General features: G+C 63.9%; 16 protein-coding genes. 6 read left to right on the top strand and 10 right to left on the bottom strand.

All coding sequences use genetic code 11. The features are described from left to right. The first annotated feature begins 93 nt into the window (after nt 1-93). Nucleotides 94-1,107, top strand: coding sequence for a 2-hydroxyacid dehydrogenase (locus ACYU70_RS09470; RefSeq protein WP_342301154.1), 1,014 nt, complete (start codon nt 94-96; stop codon nt 1,105-1,107). Nucleotides 1,108-1,122: 15 nt separating this feature from the next. On the opposite strand, the gene ACYU70_RS09465 is transcribed toward ACYU70_RS09470, so the two are convergent. Then, nucleotides 1,123-1,818 carry an HAD family hydrolase gene (locus ACYU70_RS09465; protein WP_342301156.1) on the bottom strand — a complete coding sequence of 232 codons (696 nt, stop codon included), beginning with the start codon at nt 1,816-1,818 and terminating at the stop codon, nt 1,123-1,125. A 43-nt stretch (nt 1,819-1,861) separates the two neighbouring features. Between ACYU70_RS09465 and ACYU70_RS09460 the strand changes: the two genes are divergently transcribed. From ACYU70_RS09460 to ACYU70_RS09445, 4 genes are all read left to right on the top strand, one after another. Beyond that, complete coding sequence (locus ACYU70_RS09460; protein WP_342301158.1) at nt 1,862-2,491, top strand: chloramphenicol acetyltransferase; 630 nt, start codon at nt 1,862-1,864, stop codon at nt 2,489-2,491. A gap of 81 nt (nt 2,492-2,572) precedes the next feature. Further along, entirely contained in the window at nt 2,573-3,478 is a 906-nt protein-coding gene (locus ACYU70_RS09455; RefSeq protein ID WP_342301159.1) for a LysR family transcriptional regulator, read from the top strand. A gap of 63 nt (nt 3,479-3,541) precedes the next feature. Further along, on the top strand, nt 3,542-4,744 hold the full coding sequence (locus ACYU70_RS09450; RefSeq protein ID WP_342301160.1) for a threonine synthase: 1,203 nt from the start codon (nt 3,542-3,544) through the stop codon (nt 4,742-4,744). 159 nt (nt 4,745-4,903) lie between these two features. Next, complete coding sequence (locus ACYU70_RS09445) at nt 4,904-6,736, top strand: polysaccharide deacetylase family protein (protein WP_342301161.1); 1,833 nt, start codon at nt 4,904-4,906, stop codon at nt 6,734-6,736. 51 nt (nt 6,737-6,787) lie between these two features. Here the strand turns inward: ACYU70_RS09445 and ACYU70_RS09440 are convergent, their stop codons facing one another. The 8 genes from ACYU70_RS09440 to ACYU70_RS09405 form a co-directional block, all read right to left on the bottom strand. Continuing rightward, nucleotides 6,788-7,807 carry a tetratricopeptide repeat protein gene (locus ACYU70_RS09440; RefSeq protein WP_342301164.1) on the bottom strand — a complete coding sequence of 340 codons (1,020 nt, stop codon included), beginning with the start codon at nt 7,805-7,807 and terminating at the stop codon, nt 6,788-6,790. Nucleotides 7,808-7,845: 38 nt separating this feature from the next. Further along, nucleotides 7,846-9,090 carry a tetratricopeptide repeat protein gene (locus tag ACYU70_RS09435; RefSeq protein ID WP_342301166.1) on the bottom strand — a complete coding sequence of 415 codons (1,245 nt, stop codon included), beginning with the start codon at nt 9,088-9,090 and terminating at the stop codon, nt 7,846-7,848. Continuing rightward, nucleotides 9,090-10,463 carry an ATP-binding protein gene (locus ACYU70_RS09430; RefSeq protein ID WP_342301168.1) on the bottom strand — a complete coding sequence of 458 codons (1,374 nt, stop codon included), beginning with the start codon at nt 10,461-10,463 and terminating at the stop codon, nt 9,090-9,092. The genes ACYU70_RS09435 and ACYU70_RS09430 overlap by 1 nt, the downstream gene beginning before the upstream one ends. Before the next feature lie 57 nt (nt 10,464-10,520). Beyond that, the gene (locus tag ACYU70_RS09425) at nt 10,521-10,787 is read right to left on the bottom strand and encodes a DUF167 domain-containing protein (RefSeq protein ID WP_342301170.1); all 267 of its coding nucleotides are present in this window, start codon (nt 10,785-10,787) and stop codon (nt 10,521-10,523) included. A gap of 139 nt (nt 10,788-10,926) precedes the next feature. After that, nucleotides 10,927-11,688: an endonuclease III domain-containing protein gene (locus tag ACYU70_RS09420; protein ID WP_342301171.1), complete on the bottom strand. Its 762-nt coding sequence runs from the start codon at nt 11,686-11,688 to the stop codon at nt 10,927-10,929. 80 nt (nt 11,689-11,768) lie between these two features. Then, complete coding sequence (locus tag ACYU70_RS09415; protein WP_342301173.1) at nt 11,769-12,752, bottom strand: hypothetical protein; 984 nt, start codon at nt 12,750-12,752, stop codon at nt 11,769-11,771. A gap of 192 nt (nt 12,753-12,944) precedes the next feature. Continuing rightward, nucleotides 12,945-13,355: a response regulator gene (locus ACYU70_RS09410; protein WP_342301175.1), complete on the bottom strand. Its 411-nt coding sequence runs from the start codon at nt 13,353-13,355 to the stop codon at nt 12,945-12,947. A gap of 120 nt (nt 13,356-13,475) precedes the next feature. Continuing rightward, a complete protein-coding gene (locus ACYU70_RS09405; RefSeq protein WP_460615971.1) occupies nt 13,476-14,966 on the bottom strand; it encodes a sensor histidine kinase in 1,491 nt (496 codons plus the stop codon). Nucleotides 14,967-15,047: 81 nt separating this feature from the next. Between ACYU70_RS09405 and ACYU70_RS09400 the strand changes: the two genes are divergently transcribed. Then, nucleotides 15,048-15,875 (top strand): TrmH family RNA methyltransferase, encoded by an 828-nt coding sequence (locus ACYU70_RS09400; protein WP_342300501.1) that lies wholly within the window; start codon nt 15,048-15,050, stop codon nt 15,873-15,875. A 16-nt stretch (nt 15,876-15,891) separates the two neighbouring features. On the opposite strand, the gene galB is transcribed toward ACYU70_RS09400, so the two are convergent. After that, the gene (gene galB / locus ACYU70_RS09395; RefSeq protein ID WP_342300503.1) at nt 15,892-18,342 is read right to left on the bottom strand and encodes a beta-galactosidase GalB; all 2,451 of its coding nucleotides are present in this window, start codon (nt 18,340-18,342) and stop codon (nt 15,892-15,894) included. Nucleotides 18,343-18,414 lie beyond the last annotated feature (72 nt).

Here is an 18,414-nt window from a genome sequence, read left to right as displayed (position 1 = left end):
AATTAGTCTGTATTCCAATGCCTGAGTGCTGGGCCGTTTCCCGTTTCCGGGTGTCGATGACGTACCTTGAACGCCTTACTGTCCTCCTTTCTTATGAAAACCACGGTCTTTAGCACAAAGCCATTTGAGCGCTCCTACCTGACCACGGCGGCTGGCACCGCACACGAGTTGCAGTTTGTGGAAGAAAACCTCGGGGTTGAAACGGCGGCCCTGGCTGCTGGCACGGATGCCGTGGCCATTTTCAGTACCGATGACGCTTCCACCCCTGTGCTCGAGGCCTTGCACGCGCTGGGCATCCGGTTCCTCACCATTCGGGCCACCGGTCACGAGCAGGTGGCCCTGGCGCGCGCCCAGGAACTGGGACTGCGAGTGGCCAATGTGCCCGAGTATTCGCCCCACGCCATTGCCGAGCACGCGGTGGCCCTCATGCTGGCCCTCAACCGCCGCTTGCGCCAGGCCGACCAGCAGCTGCGGGCGCACGACTTCCGGCTCGATGAGCTGATTGGGTTCGACATGCACGGCAAAACCGTGGGCATTGTGGGCCTGGGGCACATTGGCGGCGTGGTGGCGGGCATTCTGCACGGCTTCGGCTGCCGGCTGCTGGGCTACGACCCGGTGCCCAACCCGGCCCTGACCACGCAATTCGGCGTGACCTACACCACGCTGGACGACCTCTGCGCGCAGGCCGACATCATCACCCTGCACGCCCCCATGATTCCGCACGCGCCTTATCTGATTGATGCCGCCCGCCTGGCCCGCATGAAGCGCGGCGTGATGCTCATCAATACCAGTCGCGGGGCCGAGCTGGACACTGCCGCCGCCATCGCGGCCCTGGAAACCGGCCAGCTGGGCTACCTGGGCCTCGATGTGTATGAGGGCGAGAAAAAGCTGTTTTTCGTCGACCACCGCCAAAACCCGCCCACCGATGCGCTGTTTGCTCGGCTGCTCGCCCTGCCCAACGTCCTCGTCACCGGCCACCAGGCTTTCCTCACGCGGGAGGCGCTGGAGCACATTGCCGCCACCACCCGTAGCAACCTCGACGGCTGGGCTGCCGGCCAGCCGGTGCCTACGGAGCTTCGGCCGCCCAGTAATCCTCCCGCCGCCTAAGCCCTGAATTGCGGCTTACCGCACCAGCTCCAGCACCTCCCGCAGCCGCTCCACCGCCCGAAACTCCACGCCTGCCAGCAGCTCGGCGGGCACATGTTCGTGAATCCAGTTGGCGTGATATGGCACGTGCACGGCCGGAAATCCCAGCTTCGCCACTGGTAGAATGTCGGATTTTAGCGAATTGCCAATCATTACGAAGTTTTCGGGCGTGGCCCCGAGGCGGGTGAAGAGGCGGCGATACGTGGGCTCGTCCTTTTCGCTTACAATTTCAACGTAGTCGAAAAAATCGCCCAGGCCGGAGCGGGCTATTTTGCTTTCCTGGTCGAACAGGTCGCCTTTGGTAAGCAGAATCAGCTTGTGGCCGCGCTCCTTTAGCTCGGTCAGCACTTCTACCACATCGGGCAGCGGCTCAATGGCGAAACGCAGCAAATCCTTTCCCAAATCCAGAATGCGCTGGATTTCGGCCCCCACCACCGCGCCGCCGGACAGCTGAATCGTGGTTTCAATCATTGAGAGCATAAATGACTTGGCCCCGTAGCCGAACAGATGCATATTAGCCCGCTGCACGTCGTAGAGCCGGGCGTTGATGGTCGCATGGTCAGCATATGGCGCCAGAATCTGGAGCAGTTGCGCTTCGACGTGGTCGAAGTGCGGCTGGTTGGGCCAGAGGGTGTCGTCGGCGTCGAAGGCGATGAAGGTTTGCGTGGGCATAACGTGGGGATTGACGCCGCAAAGCTACCGACCTTTGCCCGCCATGAAGCACCTGATTGACCTCGAAACCTGGCCCCGTCGCGAGCATTTTGCCTTCTTCTCGGCTTTTGAAGAACCCTTCTTCGGCCTCACGGCCAACGTGGATTGCACCACGGCGCAGGCCGAAGCCAAGCGGCTGGGCGTGTCGTTTTTCCTCTACTACCTATACCACGCCTTGGAGGCAGCCAACGAAGTCGAAGCCTTCCGCTACCGCATCGAAAACGGCCAGGTGTACCTCTACGACCGCATTCACGCCTCCGCCACCCTCGGCCGGGCCGACCACACGTTCGCCTTCTCCTTCATCGAGCAGAGCAACACGCTGACTGATTTCATCGCCGCCGCCGAAGCCGAAATAGCGGCCGTGCAGGCCAGCACCGGCCTGCGCCTGAGCGACACCACCGCCCGGCCCGACGTGGTGCATTGCTCGGCCCTGCCGTGGGTGCGCTTCACGGCGCTCTCGCACGCCCGCAGCTTTTCGCACCCGGACAGCTGCCCCAAAATTTCCTTCGGCCAGGTTTTCAGCGAAGGCGCTACCCGGCAAATGCCCGTATCCATCAACCTGCACCACGGCCTCGGCGATGGCTACCACGCCGGGCTGTTTCTGGCCGCGTTTCAGCGGCGGCTGAGCTTGTAGCACATGCTTTAGCTTGTGCCGGCGTTGGCTGGTATTCCCTTTCCATGCACAAGCTAAAGCATGTGCTACACTTCCCACCTCATGCTTTCGCACCCGCACGAAGTCTTTCTCGAAGTGGCCCAGCGCCTGAGCTTCACCAAAGCCAGCCAAGCCTTGTTCACCAGCCAGTCGGCCGTGAGCAAACAGGTGAAGGCCCTGGAAGAGCACTACAAAACCGGCCTGTTCGAACGCCTGGGCAGCAGCATCCAACTCACTCCGGCCGGCCGTAAACTCTACGAAAAGCTGCTACAGGCCAAGCAACTGCAACAGGAGCTGCACCAGGAAATGAGCGAATTGAGCCCAGATTTCGCGCCCAGCCAGCACCTGCTCATCGGGGCCAGCACCACCATTTCGCTCTACGTGCTGCCGCCCGTGGTATCGGCCTATCTGCGCCTGCACCCCAACCGCCAGCTCAGCCTCAAAAACCGCAATTCCGACAACATCCTGCGCGCTCTGCTTGACCACGAAATCGAGCTTGGCATCATCGAAGGCATCCACAAAGTGAGCAATGTGACCTACACGCCCCTGCTCACCGATGACGTGGTGGCCGTATGCGCCGCTGGCAATCCGCTCGCAAAGCGCACCCTCGAAATCCACGACCTGCTCACCACGCCGCTGGCCCTGCGTGAGGACGGCTCCGGCACGCTGGCCGTGCTCGAAGAAGCCCTGGCCCGGCATCGCATCAAGCTGGCCGCGCTGCCGGTGCGTGTGCGCCTGGGTGGCACCGAAGCCCTCAAAAACTTCGTGCGCGTGGATACCTGCCTGGCCTTCCTGCCCCGGCAGGCGGTGGTGAAGGAGCTGGCTTCGGGCGAATTTTCGGAGGTTAAAATCAACAATTTCCCTCTCCGGCGCGAGTTTAATTTCATCCAGCGCAAGGGCACCGAAAACAACGCACCCTACAAGGATTTCCTGCAATTCACGCGGCGTTATTATTCCGATAGGGCATAGGCTATTCCAAATGCCCATCCCATTGCGGCATACCCCGGGTAAAGTCATTCCGTACTTTGCCCTATGAAACTCGTTGCGTCCGAATCCCTTTCCCGCCTGGCCGCGCTGCACTGCTCCGCCTGCGGCACCGAATATTCCGCCTTCGACCTGCAGCGGGTTTCGGCCTGCTGCCAGGTGCCGCTGGTGGCCGATTACGACCTGCGCGAGCCCCTCAGCCGCGCCGTTATCGACCAGGCCGATACCTCGATGTGGCGCTATGGCGCGCTGCTGCCGCTGCTGCACGAGGAAAACAAAGTGACCCTGGGCGAAGGCCTCACGCCGCTGCTGCGTCTGCCGCGCCTGGCCGCCCGCCACGAGCTGGCCCACCTGCTGCTGAAGGACGAAGGCCAGAACCCCACCGGCTCCTTCAAAGCGCGGGGCCTGAGCATGGCCGTGTCCAAAGCCAAAGAGCTGGGCGTGGATGGCTGCATCATCCCCACAGCGGGTAATGCAGGCGTGGCCCTGGCCGCCTACTGCGCCCGCGCCGGCCTGCGTGCCGTGGTGGTGATGCCCCGCCACACCCCGCAGGCATTTCAGGAAGAATGTCTCTGGTACGGGGCCGAAGTGGAGCTGGTCGACGGCCTCATCAGCGACTGCGGGGCCCGTGTGCGGCAGCGCAACGCCGACGGTGCCCTGCTCGATATCTCGACCCTGAAAGAGCCCTACCGCCTCGAAGGCAAGAAAACCATGGGCTACGAAATTGCCGAACAGCTGAACTGGACGCTGCCCGACGTGCTGCTCTACCCCGCCGGCGGCGGCACCGGCCTCATCGGCATCTGGAAAGCGTTTCAGGAAATGAAGCAGCTCGGCTGGCTGGCCCCCGACGTGAAACTGCCCCGCATGGTGGCCGTGCAGGCTGAAAACTGCTGCCCGCTCCTCGAAACCTACGAGGGCCGCCAGCCCAACTGCCACGCCTACCAGGGCCGCGCCACGCTGGCCAACGGCCTGGCCGTGCCGCACCCGTTGGGCGAAAATATGATGCTGCGCGTCCTCCACGAGTCGAACGGCACGGTGGTGAGCGTGAGCGAAGAAGGCATGCTGGCCGGCATGCGCGACCTCGGCCACCAGGAAGGCCTGTTCGTGGCCCCCGAAGGCGGCGCGGTGTGGACGGCCGCCCTCCAGTTGCTAGCCAGCGGCGAAATCCAGCCCGACGAGAAAATCCTCCTCCTGAACACCGGCAACGGCCAGAAGTACATGGACAACGTGGCCGGCCGGGCGCGGGGCTGACAGGAAAAAGGGCCGTCATGCAGAGCGCAGCGAAGCATCTTTACCGCGCAAGTAATCTGATTTACTATAGCGGTAAAGATGCTTCGCTGCGCTCTGCATGACTGTCCGACACAGTTCGGATAGCAGTGCCAGCCCCGCGCCCGGCAATACCTTTGCGGCATGCGCATTCTCCACGTTCTTTCGGCTGAGTTTTTTGCGGGCTCCGTGGCCTATGCCGTGCAATTGGCCGAGGCCCACCGCGCCCAGGGCCACCAGGTATGGGTGGTAGCCGATGCCGACAAACTGCCCACCGGGGCCACGCTGGTGTGGGCCGGCATCAGCAACCGCAGCTACCGGCAGCGGCTGCGCAACGCGCGTATCATCCGGCAGGTGGTGAAAAAGGAACGGATTGACGTGGTGCATTGCCACTCGCGGGCAGCCAGCTGGGTTAGCTATTTTGCCCTGCGCGGCTTGGCCGTGCCGCTGGTGAGCACCGTGCACGGGCGGCAGCACCTGCACACGTCCACCTCACTGCTCGATGTGTACGGCGACAAAGTCATTGCCATTTGTGCCAATCTGCGGGAGCACCTCATCACCGAAGTGAAGATGGACGCGGCCAAAATTGTGGCTATTCCCAATGGGGTGGCGTTTGGGAAGGAAGCAGCGGCCAGCGCGGATTCCGCTTTGCGAATCTCCTTTATCGGGCGCTTCAATGGGGGCAAGGGCGAGCGGGCGGCGGCGCTGCTGGCGCAGGTGTTTCCGGCCTTGCTGCGGGAGTTTCCGGGGTTGCGGGTGGCACTTATCGGCGGGGAGCTGCAACACCTGCCGGCGGCCGGCAAAACGGCCCTGGCGCAGTTGCAAGCCGATTTTGGGGAGCGGATTGAGGTGGTGGGTTTCACCGACGACGTGCCCGGCTGGCTGGCCCGCACCACGCTGGTTATCGGGGCGGGGCGCGTGGCCATTGAGGCGCTGGGGGCCCGCCGGCCCGTGCTGGCGCTGGGTGAGGCCAGCTACGCGGGCCTCGTTACGGAAGAAACTTTTGCTTCGGCGGCGGCTTCCAATTTTGGGGATATCTCGGCCCGGTTAGGCGCTTCGGAAGTTGATTTTGGTGCGCTGCTGGCCGATGCGCAGGGATTTTTGCGGCAGCCGCAGGCAGTGCCGGTTGCGTTGCGGGAGCAGGTGCGGGCGCATTATAGCCTGGCCACCGTGGCGGCGCGGGTGCTGGAAGTGTACCAGGCGGCGCGGATGCAGAAGGCCGTCCCGGGCTTCATTCCGGTGCTCATGTACCACAAAATCCCTGACGCGCCGCTGGCCACCAAACACCAGATTTACGTCACGAAGGAGAACTTTGAGAAGCACCTGGCCTATTTCAAGCAGCAGAAGCTAACGCCCATCACCTTCGCCGACTACCTGAAATATGCCAGCGGCGAGCTGCCGCTACGCGAATTCCCCGCCCGCCCCATCATCCTCACTTTTGATGATGGCTACACCGATAACTACACCAACCTGCTGCCGCTGATGCAGCAATATGGCTACCGGGGCGTGCTCTACCTGCTGGGCGATGCCGATATCCGCTACAACCAGTGGGATGCGGATTTCGACCCCGACGAGCCGCGCTCCGAGATAATGGACCTCGCTCAGAAGCGGGCTTTCGTGGCCGCCGGCTGGGAAATCGGGGCACACACCATGTCGCACCCCCGCCTCACCACCCTGCCGCTGCTTGAAGCCGCCGCCGAAATTCAGCGCAGCAAAACGGCGCTGGAAACTGGGTTGCAAACCGAAATCGTGAGCTTCGCCTACCCTTATGGCGACCTGAGCGAGGACGTGAAAGCGGCGGTGCGCGAAGCCGGATTCGCCCTCGGCGTGGCCACCGACACGGGCGGTATGACCATCGAAGCCGACCGGATGCAGGTATTCCGGGTGAACATGTTTCCGAACGAGTCTACCAGCAGCTTATTCAAGAAAACCTCGCCTTGGTACCGCAAATACTACCGCTGGAAGCGCGGGAAATAGGGACGGTGGGTGGTAGCGGATTGGTGCGAGGTGGGGGGCGCTGCCGCGTCGCTAGTCCGATTTCGACCTTATCATTGCTCCGACTGCCAGCATGAGCAAAGGCATCACCAAGCCTAAAAGCATGACGGAAAAAGGCATGCCAGCGGACAGGCAGGCAAACCCCATGATGCCTATCGAAGCCACTACTGCTCCAGTTGTCCCCCACCTTTTAGCCAGTACCCGGCGCTGCCCGGGAATATTTTCCTGAAACAGGGGGTCGGTGCGCGTTTGCCACCAGCTACGCAGCTCAAAAAATGGCATCAGGATGCCGATGACCGGGCCAGTCCAGCTAACCGGCAGGTCGGTGCTCCAGTCGCGCTGCCGCTTTTGGTGCAGCTGCGTCAGCCAGGCGGGCCATAGCTGTTGCCGGCGGGCCTGTTGCAGCAGGGGGAGCAGGGCACGTTTGGTAGGCGTGAGGCGGAGGGCCTCGGTGAGATGGAGGGCGGCCTGCTGGGGCTCGTAGCGCTGAAGCAGCAGCTTGCCGCGCCATTGGTGCACCAAGGCGCTGTTGGGGGCCAGGCGCAATGCCTGGTCGAAGGTGGCATCGGAGGCGGTTGTTCGGGCCAGCTTTTCCTGGGCCAGGGCCCGCCAGAGTAGGCAGTCGGCCTGGCGCGCATCGGCCTGCAAGCCGTGCCCGGCGCACTGAATGGCGGCGTGGTATTGCCCCTGAACGTAGCACAGCTGCGCCCGTAGGCCGAAAAATTCGCCACGGGTGGGGTCCAGCTGTAGGGCCTGGTCGATGGCGGCGGTGGCTTTGCGCAGGTGGCCCTGCTGGCCCAGAATAAGGGCCAATAGGTGGTGGCCTCGGGCGGCTTCCGGGGCTAAGCCGATGGCCGTTTGGGCAATCTCGCGGGCTTCGTCGAGCCGGTCGAGCTGGCGCAGGGCTTCGGCCAGGGCCACGTGGGTAGGCGCGTGGGTAGGGTCATCGGCCAGGCACTGGCGGGCCAGCTGGGCGGCTTGCTGCGGCCGGTGGTGCTCCAGCAGCACCCAGACGCGCGCCAGGGGAGAGGTGCCAGGGTGGAAATGGGCCATGCGCAAGCGGGGAAAGGCAAAATGAAAACTTCGGCTGCCTACTGGGCAGCGGGCGGTCGGAGGAATACCGCGCCGCTAAGCAGGCCGGTATAAGCAAACAGCATCAGCCGGCTCCAGAGTGCTAAGGGGGAATTGTCGAGCCAGAACATAAATAATGTGGCGGTGGCCACGCCCACCCAAAACCATTGGGCGTACCGGTGCTCCGAATCGCCCCACACCTTGCGCCAAGACCCTTGCCACACCCCTAATACCGCCAGCCCGGCCAGCGTGGCGGCCACCACCGGCAGCCGGGCCGGAATGAGCACGGCCAGCACGGCCGCGCCTACGCAGCCCAGGCCGGCCGCCACCAGCCGCCAGCTCAGCGGCCCCAGCCAGGCCAGGGGGCGGCCGCGCAGCTGCATCACCACGGGGGCCAGGCGCCAGCGCAGGTAGGCCCAGCCATAGAGCAGCAGCAGGGGCACGCACAGCATCGAAATAGCCACCGTCAGGCCCAGCATTGCCACCGCGTGGCCGGCGGTGCCCAGCCGGGCCGCGAACCACTCGTTGTAGGCCACAATGTATCCATCTATTCGCTCCATCTGGCGCGGCAGCCAGTAGCGTTGCTTCCAGCTCAGCGACAGGCCCTCGCGGGCTTCCCGGGAATTCGGTTGGTGCTGCAAGGCCGTGCGGAAATGACTTTCGGCTTCGGCATAGGCTTCGCGCGGCAGCAGCAGCTGGCCCAGCGCCAGGTGCGCCCGCCAGTGGCTGGGGTCGAGGCGGAGCATGGTGCGGGCCGTGGCTTCGGCCAGGTCGTTTTCATCGAGCTGACGCAGGGCCAGCAGCCGGCGATACAGGCAATCCAGGTGGTTGGGGTCCCAGCGCAGGCCGGCTTCGGCCGTGGCCCGGCTTTGCGCCGGGTGGTTGCCCGCCAGCTCCAGGTAGCTGCGCAGGGCGTAGAATTTCGGCTTGCCGGGGTCCAGCGCCAGGGCGGTATCAAGGGCCTGCCCGGCCTCCTTGTTGCGGCGCTGGTTGGCAATGCTGAGGGCCAGGAAGTAGTACGCCTCGGCATATTCTGGCTGCTCGGCCACCGCGCTGCGGGCCGCCGCCTCGGCCTCGGGGTGCCGGTCGTGGCCGTTCAGCACCATGCACAGCACCACCAGCACAAAGGCCGAGCGGGGGTTCTGGGCCAGTTCGCGGCGGGTCAGCTCCTCGGCCAGGGCGTAGCGGTGTACCGCGACCAGGTTTTCGACCTGCGCAAACCAGCCGGGCTGGCTCCGCACCGCTTCCCCCTGCGCCTGGGCCATTACAGTCCGCCCGGCTTTTTTACCCCCAGATACACCAGAATATCGTCGTACAGCCCGCCTTCGTTGGAGTACAGCGCGTAGTTGCGGGCCGTGGCAAACCACTCCTTGGTACTGGGCTTTACCAGCTTGGCGGCATCCAGCAGGTGGCTTTGCTCGATGGGCAGGGGCCGGCCGCTGCGCATGGAGGCGCGCAGGCACACGTCCACGGCCCCGTCCACGAGGGCCATCAGGTCGGCCCCGCTGAGGCCGGCGGTGCGGGCGGCCACGGCGGCTACGTTCAGGCCGGGGGCCAGGGGCTTGCCGCGCAGCAGGATGTCGAGAATGGCGGCGCGGGCCGGCTCGTCGGGCGGCGTCACCAGCGTGATGCGGTCGAACCGGCCGGGGCGGCGGAAGGCGGGGTCGAGGTGCCAGGGCGCGTTGGTGGCGGCCATGATGAGCACGCCCTCGTTGGAGTGCGTGGCCCCGTCCAGCTCGTCCAGAAACTGGTTTATCACGGTGCGGCCGGCGCTCTGGCGCAGGTCGTGGCGGTTGGCGGCCAGGGCATCCACTTCGTCAAAAAACAGCACGCACGGGGCCTGCGCCCGGGCCAGCGCAAACACCTTGTGCAGGTTTTTTTCACTATTGCCGAGCCACATGTCCAGAATATCCGAAATGCCCACGCTGATGAAGCTGGCCTGCACCTCGCCGGCCGTGGCGCGGGCCAGGTGGGTTTTGCCGCAGCCGGGCGGGCCATACAGTAGCAGACCGCCGCCGCTGGCCTTGCCGTAGGCCTTATACAGGTCCGGGAATTGCAGTGGATGAATGATTTTAAGGCGGATTTCATCCTTCACCGCCTCCATCCCGCCCACGTCGGAGAAGTTGATTTTGGGCTTCTCCAGCCCCAGCAGTTGGGCCTGGGTGTTGAGGGCATCGGCGGCGTGGTTGGCGGGTGCGGCATAGCCGCTGCCGGTGGCGGCGGGCACACGCGGGGCGGGCAGGGCGGCCGTCAGGGCCTGGTCGAGGTCGTTGTCGGCCAGGTCGGGTCTCAGTTCGATGGCGTGGTCGTAGGCGGCGCGGGCCTCGGCGGGCTGGCCGGTGGCCAGCAGCAGGCGGGCGTGCAGCCAGTGCGCGGGGGCGTGGTCGGCGTGCTGGTCCAGCAGCTCCTCCACCACCACAAAAGCGGCCGAGTGCTTGCCAGTGGCGAGGTAGGCTTCGGCCAGGCTCAGGCGCAGGGCGTCGTCGGTGGGGTACTGGCGCAGGCCTTCGCGGCACAGGGCTTCGGCCTCGTGCGGCTGGCCGGCGGCGTTGAGCTGGCGGGCCAGGTGCTGGCGCAACGGCAGGTTATCGGGTGAGAATTGCAGGGCATCGAGCAGCGGCTGGAAGTCGGCAGACATGGCGGCGGGGGCGGAGGGAGGGTGAAACCGGCCCGGAAGTTAAGCCCGGCCGGCCGCTCAGGCCAGCCGCGCGGCCAGTATCCGTTGGCCGTCTTCCTCGCTCACGCCCTCAATTTCGAGCTTTTTGAACGGGGCCGTGTGGCCGCTCAGCAGCAGCACGCGGCTTTTGGGCACGGCAAACACCGTGGCCAGAAACGCCAGCAGCACGGCATTGGCCTGGCCTTCCTGAGGCGGTGCTTGCAGGCGCACGGTCAGGGTGCCGTCGGGCGCGCGGAGCAGCTGGGTTTGGCGGGCGTTGGGCTTGGCCCGCAGGTGCAGAATCATGGTCTGGGCTAGTTTGATGTTAAATAGAGAACGTCATGCTGAGCGCAGCCGAAGCATCTCTACTGTGCAAGTAATTTATTTACTATTGCGGTAGAGATGCTTCGGCTGCGCTCAGCATGACGTGCTTCGGGAACCTGATTTATTCGGCAGCCTTCCCGCCCAGCCGCGCTTGCCCAAACGGGCACTGGTCCAGCACCACGCAACGCCCGCAGGCCGGCCCGCTGAAATAGCAGCACTTCTGCCCGTGAAACATGAGCGCCTCGTGGTGGTCATACACCTGCTGGGCGTCCCAGCCGGGCGGGAGCAGGGCTTCGAGCAGCTTGTGGGCCGGGCCTTCGCCCACCTTCGGCCCGATGAGGCCCAAGCGCTGGGCCACGCGGTGGTGGTGGCTGTCGACGGGCATGGCTGGGATGCGCAGGGTGCTGAAAAGGAGGGTAGCCGCGCTGGTTTTCGGCCCCACCCCGCTGATGCTTTCCAGCCAGGCGCGAGCCTCGGGAATGGGCATTTCGGCCAGGAAATCCAGGGCGCAGGGGGCATCAGTACCGCAGCGCTGGCTGATTTCGCGCAGCACGGCCTGAATGCGCGGGGCCTTCTGCTCGGGCCAGGTGCAGGCCCGGATGGCGTGCTGCACGGCCTCGGTGGGCGCGTCGCGCACGGCCTCCCAAGTGGGAAAAGTGGCCCGCAGCTCCAGGTAGGCGCGGTGCGATTCGGCATTTTTGGTGCGGTGCGAAAGCAGGGCGCTCACCAGCTCACTCAGCGGGTCCTTGGTGCTGAAGAAGCGGAACGGAGCCCCGTACTCGGCGCAAAGCCGCTCGTGCACCAGCAGTGCCTTGGCCTGGCGGGCGGCAAGGTCGGCGGCCTGAGCTTCGGTAGTAATGGTAGAAGCGGCGGCAGTTTTCATCCCCGGCCTACGCGGCGAGGTGGGGTGGCGTTACGCTACGCTCAGCATGACGTTCTTTTTCCCAGTAAGTCAAAGACGTCTCACCGCGTCGAGTTATACAAGGCAATGGCCTGGCGCTGGTTATTCGCCTGCTTGCTTTGCAGCACGATGGGCACGATGAGCACCGGAATGGCCGCGTAAACCAGCGGCGAAATGCCCGCCCGGCCATCGTTGGAGCGTAGCGACTGCAACAGCCCGGCCGCGAGCAGCCCGCCGCCCACCACGTAGCTGCCCACGGTGAGCCGCTGGTACCGGCGCGATTCCAGCAGCAGCTCCTGGGAGCCGGCATTGTCGCGGGTGGCCAGCATCAGGTTGTTGGTGGTCAGGTTCTGAATGGGGCCGTTGTCTTTGGAAAAATATTCGGTTTTCACGGTGCGGTAGCCCCCGTAGGGGTAGCCGCCAAACCCGCCGTAGCCCATGCCAACTCCCCCGTAGCCGTAGCCATAGCCCGGGTAGCCGAAGCCGCCCGGCCCCGAGCTGTACTGCGAAGTGGTGATGGAATAGAGGCTGATGCGCCCGGTTTTTTCGCGGCGCAACGTGGTTTCCCGCGAAGAGTTGGGCAGCGTGGTGCGAACGTAGTGTCCGGTTTCATCCTCATAAAACCCGATTTCCGCCATTTCAAACTTCTGCCGGCCGTCCAGCAGCAGGTAGGAGCGGCCGAAGAGCGGATTCTTCGTTTCCACGTCGTTGGCCGAGTATATCATCCCGTTTTTCAGGCCCACCTGGAAGCGGGCGGGGCGGGCGTTGTTGCCCGGCAGCTGGCCGGCGGGCGTAGGAGCGTACACGGGTGCGGGGGCGGCCATGGGGCCGGGCTGCGGGGCCGTCACGGCCGCACGGCGCGAAGAGTCGCGGGGGGCCACGGGCACGGTTTCCAGCTGGCGTGGGGCGGGGGTGGGCCGGGGCCGGGCGGGCGTGGGCATGGCCGGCGGCGCACCCAGCTGGCGCGGGCCATCATCCTGCGCCTGCGCCGGGCGCACCCCTAGTAAAACCAACAGCAGGGCCGGATATAAAATGGGAATTTTCATACGGAAGGACAGCAATTAGGACCAACAGGCCGAACAAGGTAGCCTTGCCCCGCCAATAATACCGAACCCCGCGCAAACCCCTACAAATGCGCAGGTGAACCGTGAAAAAGGAACGTCGGTAATCGCCGGTAAATTCCGCACTTTTATTGTGAAGCGCAAGTGAGCCTGTAACCGTTCAGGCTACGGCCGGCGCTACTTGAGCAGCTTTTCCAGCAGGCTCAGGCTGTCCGAGAGGTCGGTGCCGGTTTCAAAATCCAGCGGCTTGAGAATGTAGCCGCTCACGCCCAGCGTTTCGGCATCGGCGCGGTCTTCCTCCATGCTCGACGTGGTGGTGATGAATACCGGAATGTGCTGGAATTCGGGGTTGGCGCGCAGCTCGGTCAGGAATTCGACGCCGTTCATGCGGGGCATGTTCAGGTCGAGCAGGATGACTTCGGGCAGCGGGCGCAGGGCCTCCGCGCCGTTGCGGCCCAGCAGCAGGTCCAGCGCCTCTTCGCCGTTGAAGGCCGTGTGCAGCTGGTGCGGCACGTTGAATTTGGCGAAGGATTTCTCCGCCGTCATCGTATCAAAAATATCGTCTTCGACTAGTAAAACAGAACGCATAGGGTGGTTAGCTGAAATAAGTAAGCAATAGAAAGCCCGGCCGCGCCGCGCGCCCGATAAAAAATCCGGTAGTTTAAAAGGGTGTCCAAACTGGTCAGACCCGGTAGTAAGGGCCGGGGTTTACTTGGGCCACGTAAAGATAAAACCAGCTCCCTGCCCCACCGCCGATTCGACGCGAATAGTGCCCTGCTGCTCGTTAATAATTTTCTGCACGATGCTCAGGCCGATGCCCGTGCTTTCGGCCGTGTGCCGGTCGCGCAGGGTCTGGAAGAGCAGGAAAATCTTCTGATGGTACTCCGGCGCGATACCTGGTCCGTCGTCCTGCACCCGAAACTCGTAGCAGCGGCCAATGTCCTGGCACGTTACTTCGAGGTGGCCGGCTCCGCGCTGGTGGTATTTCACGGCGTTCGAGAGCAGGTTGGTGAAGACTTGTTGCAGGCTGAGCCGGTCGGTTTCGAAGGTGGGCATATCGGGGCCGATGCGCAGCGTGAAATCGGGGGGCACCACGAGGTCGGCCACTTCGGTCAGGAGCTGCTGCACGCTCACCGTTTCGCGCGACTGCGCCGTGCGGCCCACGCGGGCATAGGCCAGCAGGCCGTTTATCAGGTCTTCGAGGCGCGCCAGGCGGCCCTTCATCTGGTCGAGATAGGTGCGGAGCTGGGGCGAAAGCTCGGCGGCCAGCTCGTCCTCAATCCACTTCACGATGGTGGTCACGCCGCGCAATGGCGCTTTCAAATCGTGCGAGGCCACGTAGGCAAACTGGTCCAGCTCGCGGTTGCGCTTCTCAAGGGCGCTGAAGCTGCCTTCCAGCGTCTGGGTCATGCGGTTTAGCGACGCGGCCAGGCCGCCGAGGTTGTCCTCGGCATCGTCCGTGATTTTGACGGTGTAATCGCCCTGCACCACCTGCTCGGCCAGCTCCCGAATCTGGGCAATGCGGCGGGCTACCTGCGCGTTCACGTCGGCCAGTTCGCTTTGCAGGCGGCGGTTGTCGTCCAGCTCTTTCACGATTTTCATCACCAGCCACACTACAATCAGCACGGCCAGCACCGCCGAAATCAGTACCACGATGGGCGTAGCTTTTTCAAACACGTCCTGCAAGGCGCTGCGCTGGGCCAGTAGGGCCAGCTCGCTGGTTTTGATGCGGCTGTACAGCATCCGTACCTGGCGCAGGGTCTGGCGGTCGGTGTCGAGCAGGGTTTGCATGGCCGACTGGCTCATGGCTTTTTTTATCTCCGTGAGGGGCCGCAGGATGCGGAATTCCTGCTCCACCAAGCCGCGCAGCGAGTCGAGCCGGGCGCGCTGGTCGGGGTTGTCCACGGTCAGGGCCTGTACGCGCTCCAAGGCGGCGGGCAGCTGGTTGGTGGCCATGCTGTAGGGCCGCAGGTACACCGTGTCGCCGGTGAGGAGGTAGCCGCGCGTGCCCGCCTGGGCATCCTTAAGCACCGCCGTCACGGTTTCGGCCTCCTGCATCACCTGGTAGGTGTGCTCCACGTTCCGGGTTTGCACGCTCAGGCCCCGGATGCTCCAGAACGAGGCGGCCGCTGTGAGCAGCAGCACGCCCACGGCCAGGGCAAAGCCCACGATGATTTTGGTGTTGGTTTTTAAGGTCATCAGTTGCGAAGGTACTCGGCCGCCCTACGCGGCCGGCCCCGTGATGGTTGGGGCCGGCGGCCGGCCCGGTATCTTTGCCCCATGCCTTTTGCCCCCTCCGACCGCCTCAGCAGCCCCCAAAACCCGCGCATCAAGCAGCTCCTGAAGCTGCAGCAGAAGTCGGCCGAGCGCCGGGCGCTGGGCCTCACCCTGGTCGAAGGCCTACGCGAGCTCACCATTGCCGTGGAAGCGGGCGTGCCCGTCGCCACCATTTACAGCTGCCCCGAGCTGGCCGGCGAAAACGGCGAAACCGAATTGCGAAGCCTCTTTTTCGGCAAGAAAGATGCGCCCGAGTGGTTCGAGGTCACCCGCCCCGTCTTCGAAAAAGTAGCCTACCGCGAAGGCTCCGACGGCCTGCTGGCCGTCCTCCGCACCCCGGCCCGCACCCTGGCCGACCTGCGCCTGCCCGCCAACCCGCTCCTCCTCGTCCTCGAAGCCGTGGAGAAGCCCGGCAACCTCGGGGCCATCCTCCGCACCGCTGACGCCGCCCCGGTCGATGCCGTGCTCATCGGCGACCCGCGCACCGACCTCTACAACCCCAACACCATCCGCTCCAGCATCGGCTGCGTATTCTCGGTGCCTGTCATCGCCGCCCCAATGGCCGAAATCACCGCCTTCCTGCGCGAAAAAGGCATCCGCAGCTACGCCGCCGCCCTCACGCCCAAAGCGCATTCCTACCTCGACTGCGACTTCCGCCAGCCCACGGCCCTCGTCCTCGGCACCGAAGCCGACGGCCTGACCCCCGCCGCCCTGGCAGCCTGTGATGAAACCATCATCATCCCCATGATGGGCCGCATCGACTCGCTTAATGTGAGCGTGGCCGGGGCCGTGCTGGCCTTCGAGGCCGTGCGCCAGCGCACGGCCTCGTAATCCAACGATATAGTGCCTAGCGAGCTTTGGTTTGCAGTGTAATGGTACCGGCTTGCAGTCCCGTGCTATTGGCCTTCACCTGCACCGCGCCGCCCTTATCGCCTGCCTGCACAATGGCCACCAACTGCCCCTGAAACACCCGCATTTGCGGCTTCTGGAACGGCTCCAAACTGGTCGCATCCCCATTGCCGATGGCGCGGAAGCTGCCTGCGCCGCTCACCGCGAAGCTGAGCGAATGCGCCGCATCGGGGCAGAGGTTGCCGTCCTTGTCCTCTACGCGGGCGGTGATGAAGGCGAGGTCCTTGCCATCCGCCGTGAGGGCCGTGCGGTCGGCCACCAGTTTGATGTGGTGGGGCACGCCGGCGGTTTTGACTTCCTCAGTGGCCACGGCTTTGCCCTGCGCATCGTAGGCCACCACTTTGATGCTACCCGGTGCGTATTTAACGTCCTTCCACATCAGGCGGTAGCGCGATTGCGGCTCAGTCGATGGGCCTTTGGTCTGACGGCCCTGGCTTTGGCCGTTCACAAACAGCTCAGCCGATGGGTAGCTGGTGTAGGCGAAAACCGGCGTGGTCTGGCCTTCGCGGCCGGGCCAGGTCCAGTGCGGCAGGATATGCAGCGTGGGCTTGGCCGTATTCCAGCGGGCGCGGTAGAGGTAGTACCGGTCCTTCGGCATCCCCGCCAAATCCAGAATCCCAAAGTAGGAGCTGTGCGAAGGCCACTTTTCATCGTAAGGCGTGGGCTCGCCAAGGTAGTCGAACCCCGTCCACACAAACTCACCCATCACATTCGGAATATCATCCTGCGCAGCAAACTCCTCGTCCGGCGTCTGCGACCACACGCAGGCCTCTAGGTCGTAAGACGATGACTGATTATCCGGGTACTGCTTCTGCTTAGCCTTCTCCACCGGAAACTTGTACACCCCGCGCGAGCTTACCGTCGAAGCCGTTTCCGAGCCCAGCAGGAAACCCTGCGGCAGCTTGGCCAGGGCCTCGGGGTAGCGGTGGGGCTTGTAGTTGAAGCCGGGGATGTCGAGCACGGCCGCGATGCCGTACTTGAAATCATCATCGAAGCGGTCCAGGCCCATGGTCACGGGGCGGGTGGGGTCTTCGCGGTGCACGATGTCCTGCAAACGCTTGGCGATGATGGGGCCGTTGGCGTTGCTCTGGTCGGGCACCTCGTTGCCAATGCTCCACATTATCACCGACGCATTGTTGCGGTAGTGGTGCACCATGTTCACCAAGTCCTTCTCCGACCACTCATCGAAATACTGGCTGTAGCCATTCTTCACCTTAGGCGCTTTCCACTCGTCAAACGACTCCACCATCAGCATCATGCCCATTTCGTCGCACAGCGCCACCAGCTCCGGGGCCGGCATGTTGTGCGAAGTCCGAATAGCATCGCAGCCCAAATCCTTCAGCAAAGTCAATTGCCGGCGCAAGGCCGCCGTATTAATTGCCGCGCCCAGCGGCCCCAAATCGTGGTGGTTGCACACGCCTTTAAACTTGCGCGGCTGCCCGTTCAGCGAAAAGCCCACGCCTTTCTCAAACTTAAAGGAGCGAATGCCAAACGTGGTTTTGTAAGCGTCTTTCAGCACCTTGCCCGCGTATAGCTTCGACGAAGCCGTATAAAGCACCGGCGTTTCCGGCGACCACAGCTTCGGCTGCGGTACCGTCAGGTTCTGCTCGAACGTCAGTCCATTGGTCAATTCCGTGCTAGTCGTGGCCACCACCTTGCCAGCCGCATCGCGGATTTCAGTATCAAGCCGCAGTGGCTGCGGCTTGCCGCCCGGCGTTTCCACCGTCGTTTTCAGGGTCACTTTGGCTTGCGTCGCTGTGATTTCGGGCGTGGTCAGGTAAGTGCCCCACACCGGAATGTGCACATCATCCGTCACCACCAGATGTACGTTGCGGTAGAGGCCCGCGCCGGGGTACCAGCGCGAGGCTTCCGACTGGTTTTGCAGGCGCACGGCCAGCACGTTGCCGTCGCCTGGCTTCAGCAGCGAGGTAATGTCCAGCGAAAACGAGTTATAGCCGTAGGCCCAGTGGCCCGCTTCCTTACCGTTCACAAACACGTGCGGGTCGCTCATCGCGCCGTCGAACACCAGCACCGCCCGCTGCCCCGACCCGAAGCCCGGCACCGCCAGCTTACGCCGGTACCAGCCCGTGCCGATGAACGGCAGCCCGCCTGTGCGCCCCGATTTCTGGGTGGCCTTCTGCTCCTGGTTCTGCTCAATCTTAACGACCTGCAGGTCGTTATTCCCATCAAACGGCCCGGTGATGGCCCAGTCGTGCGGCACGCTCACCGTCTGCCATTTGGCATCGGCAAAATCCGGTTTAGCCGCATTCGGCACGTCGCCCTTCGAGAATTTCCAGTTGGAATCGAGCAGGTATTCGTGCCGGTTTTGGGCCGTGGCAGCGGTGGCGGCCAGCAGAAGCGTGGCACTCAGCAGGTTTTTCAGCAGCATAAGCGAGCAGGGGGGATTGGACCCGCAAGGTACGCGCCGCTGCCTTTACACAATCGATTATCCTGCCCTGTT

Source organism: Hymenobacter segetis (assembly GCF_054776495.1).
This window is presented reverse-complemented; position numbering and strand designations above follow the sequence as displayed.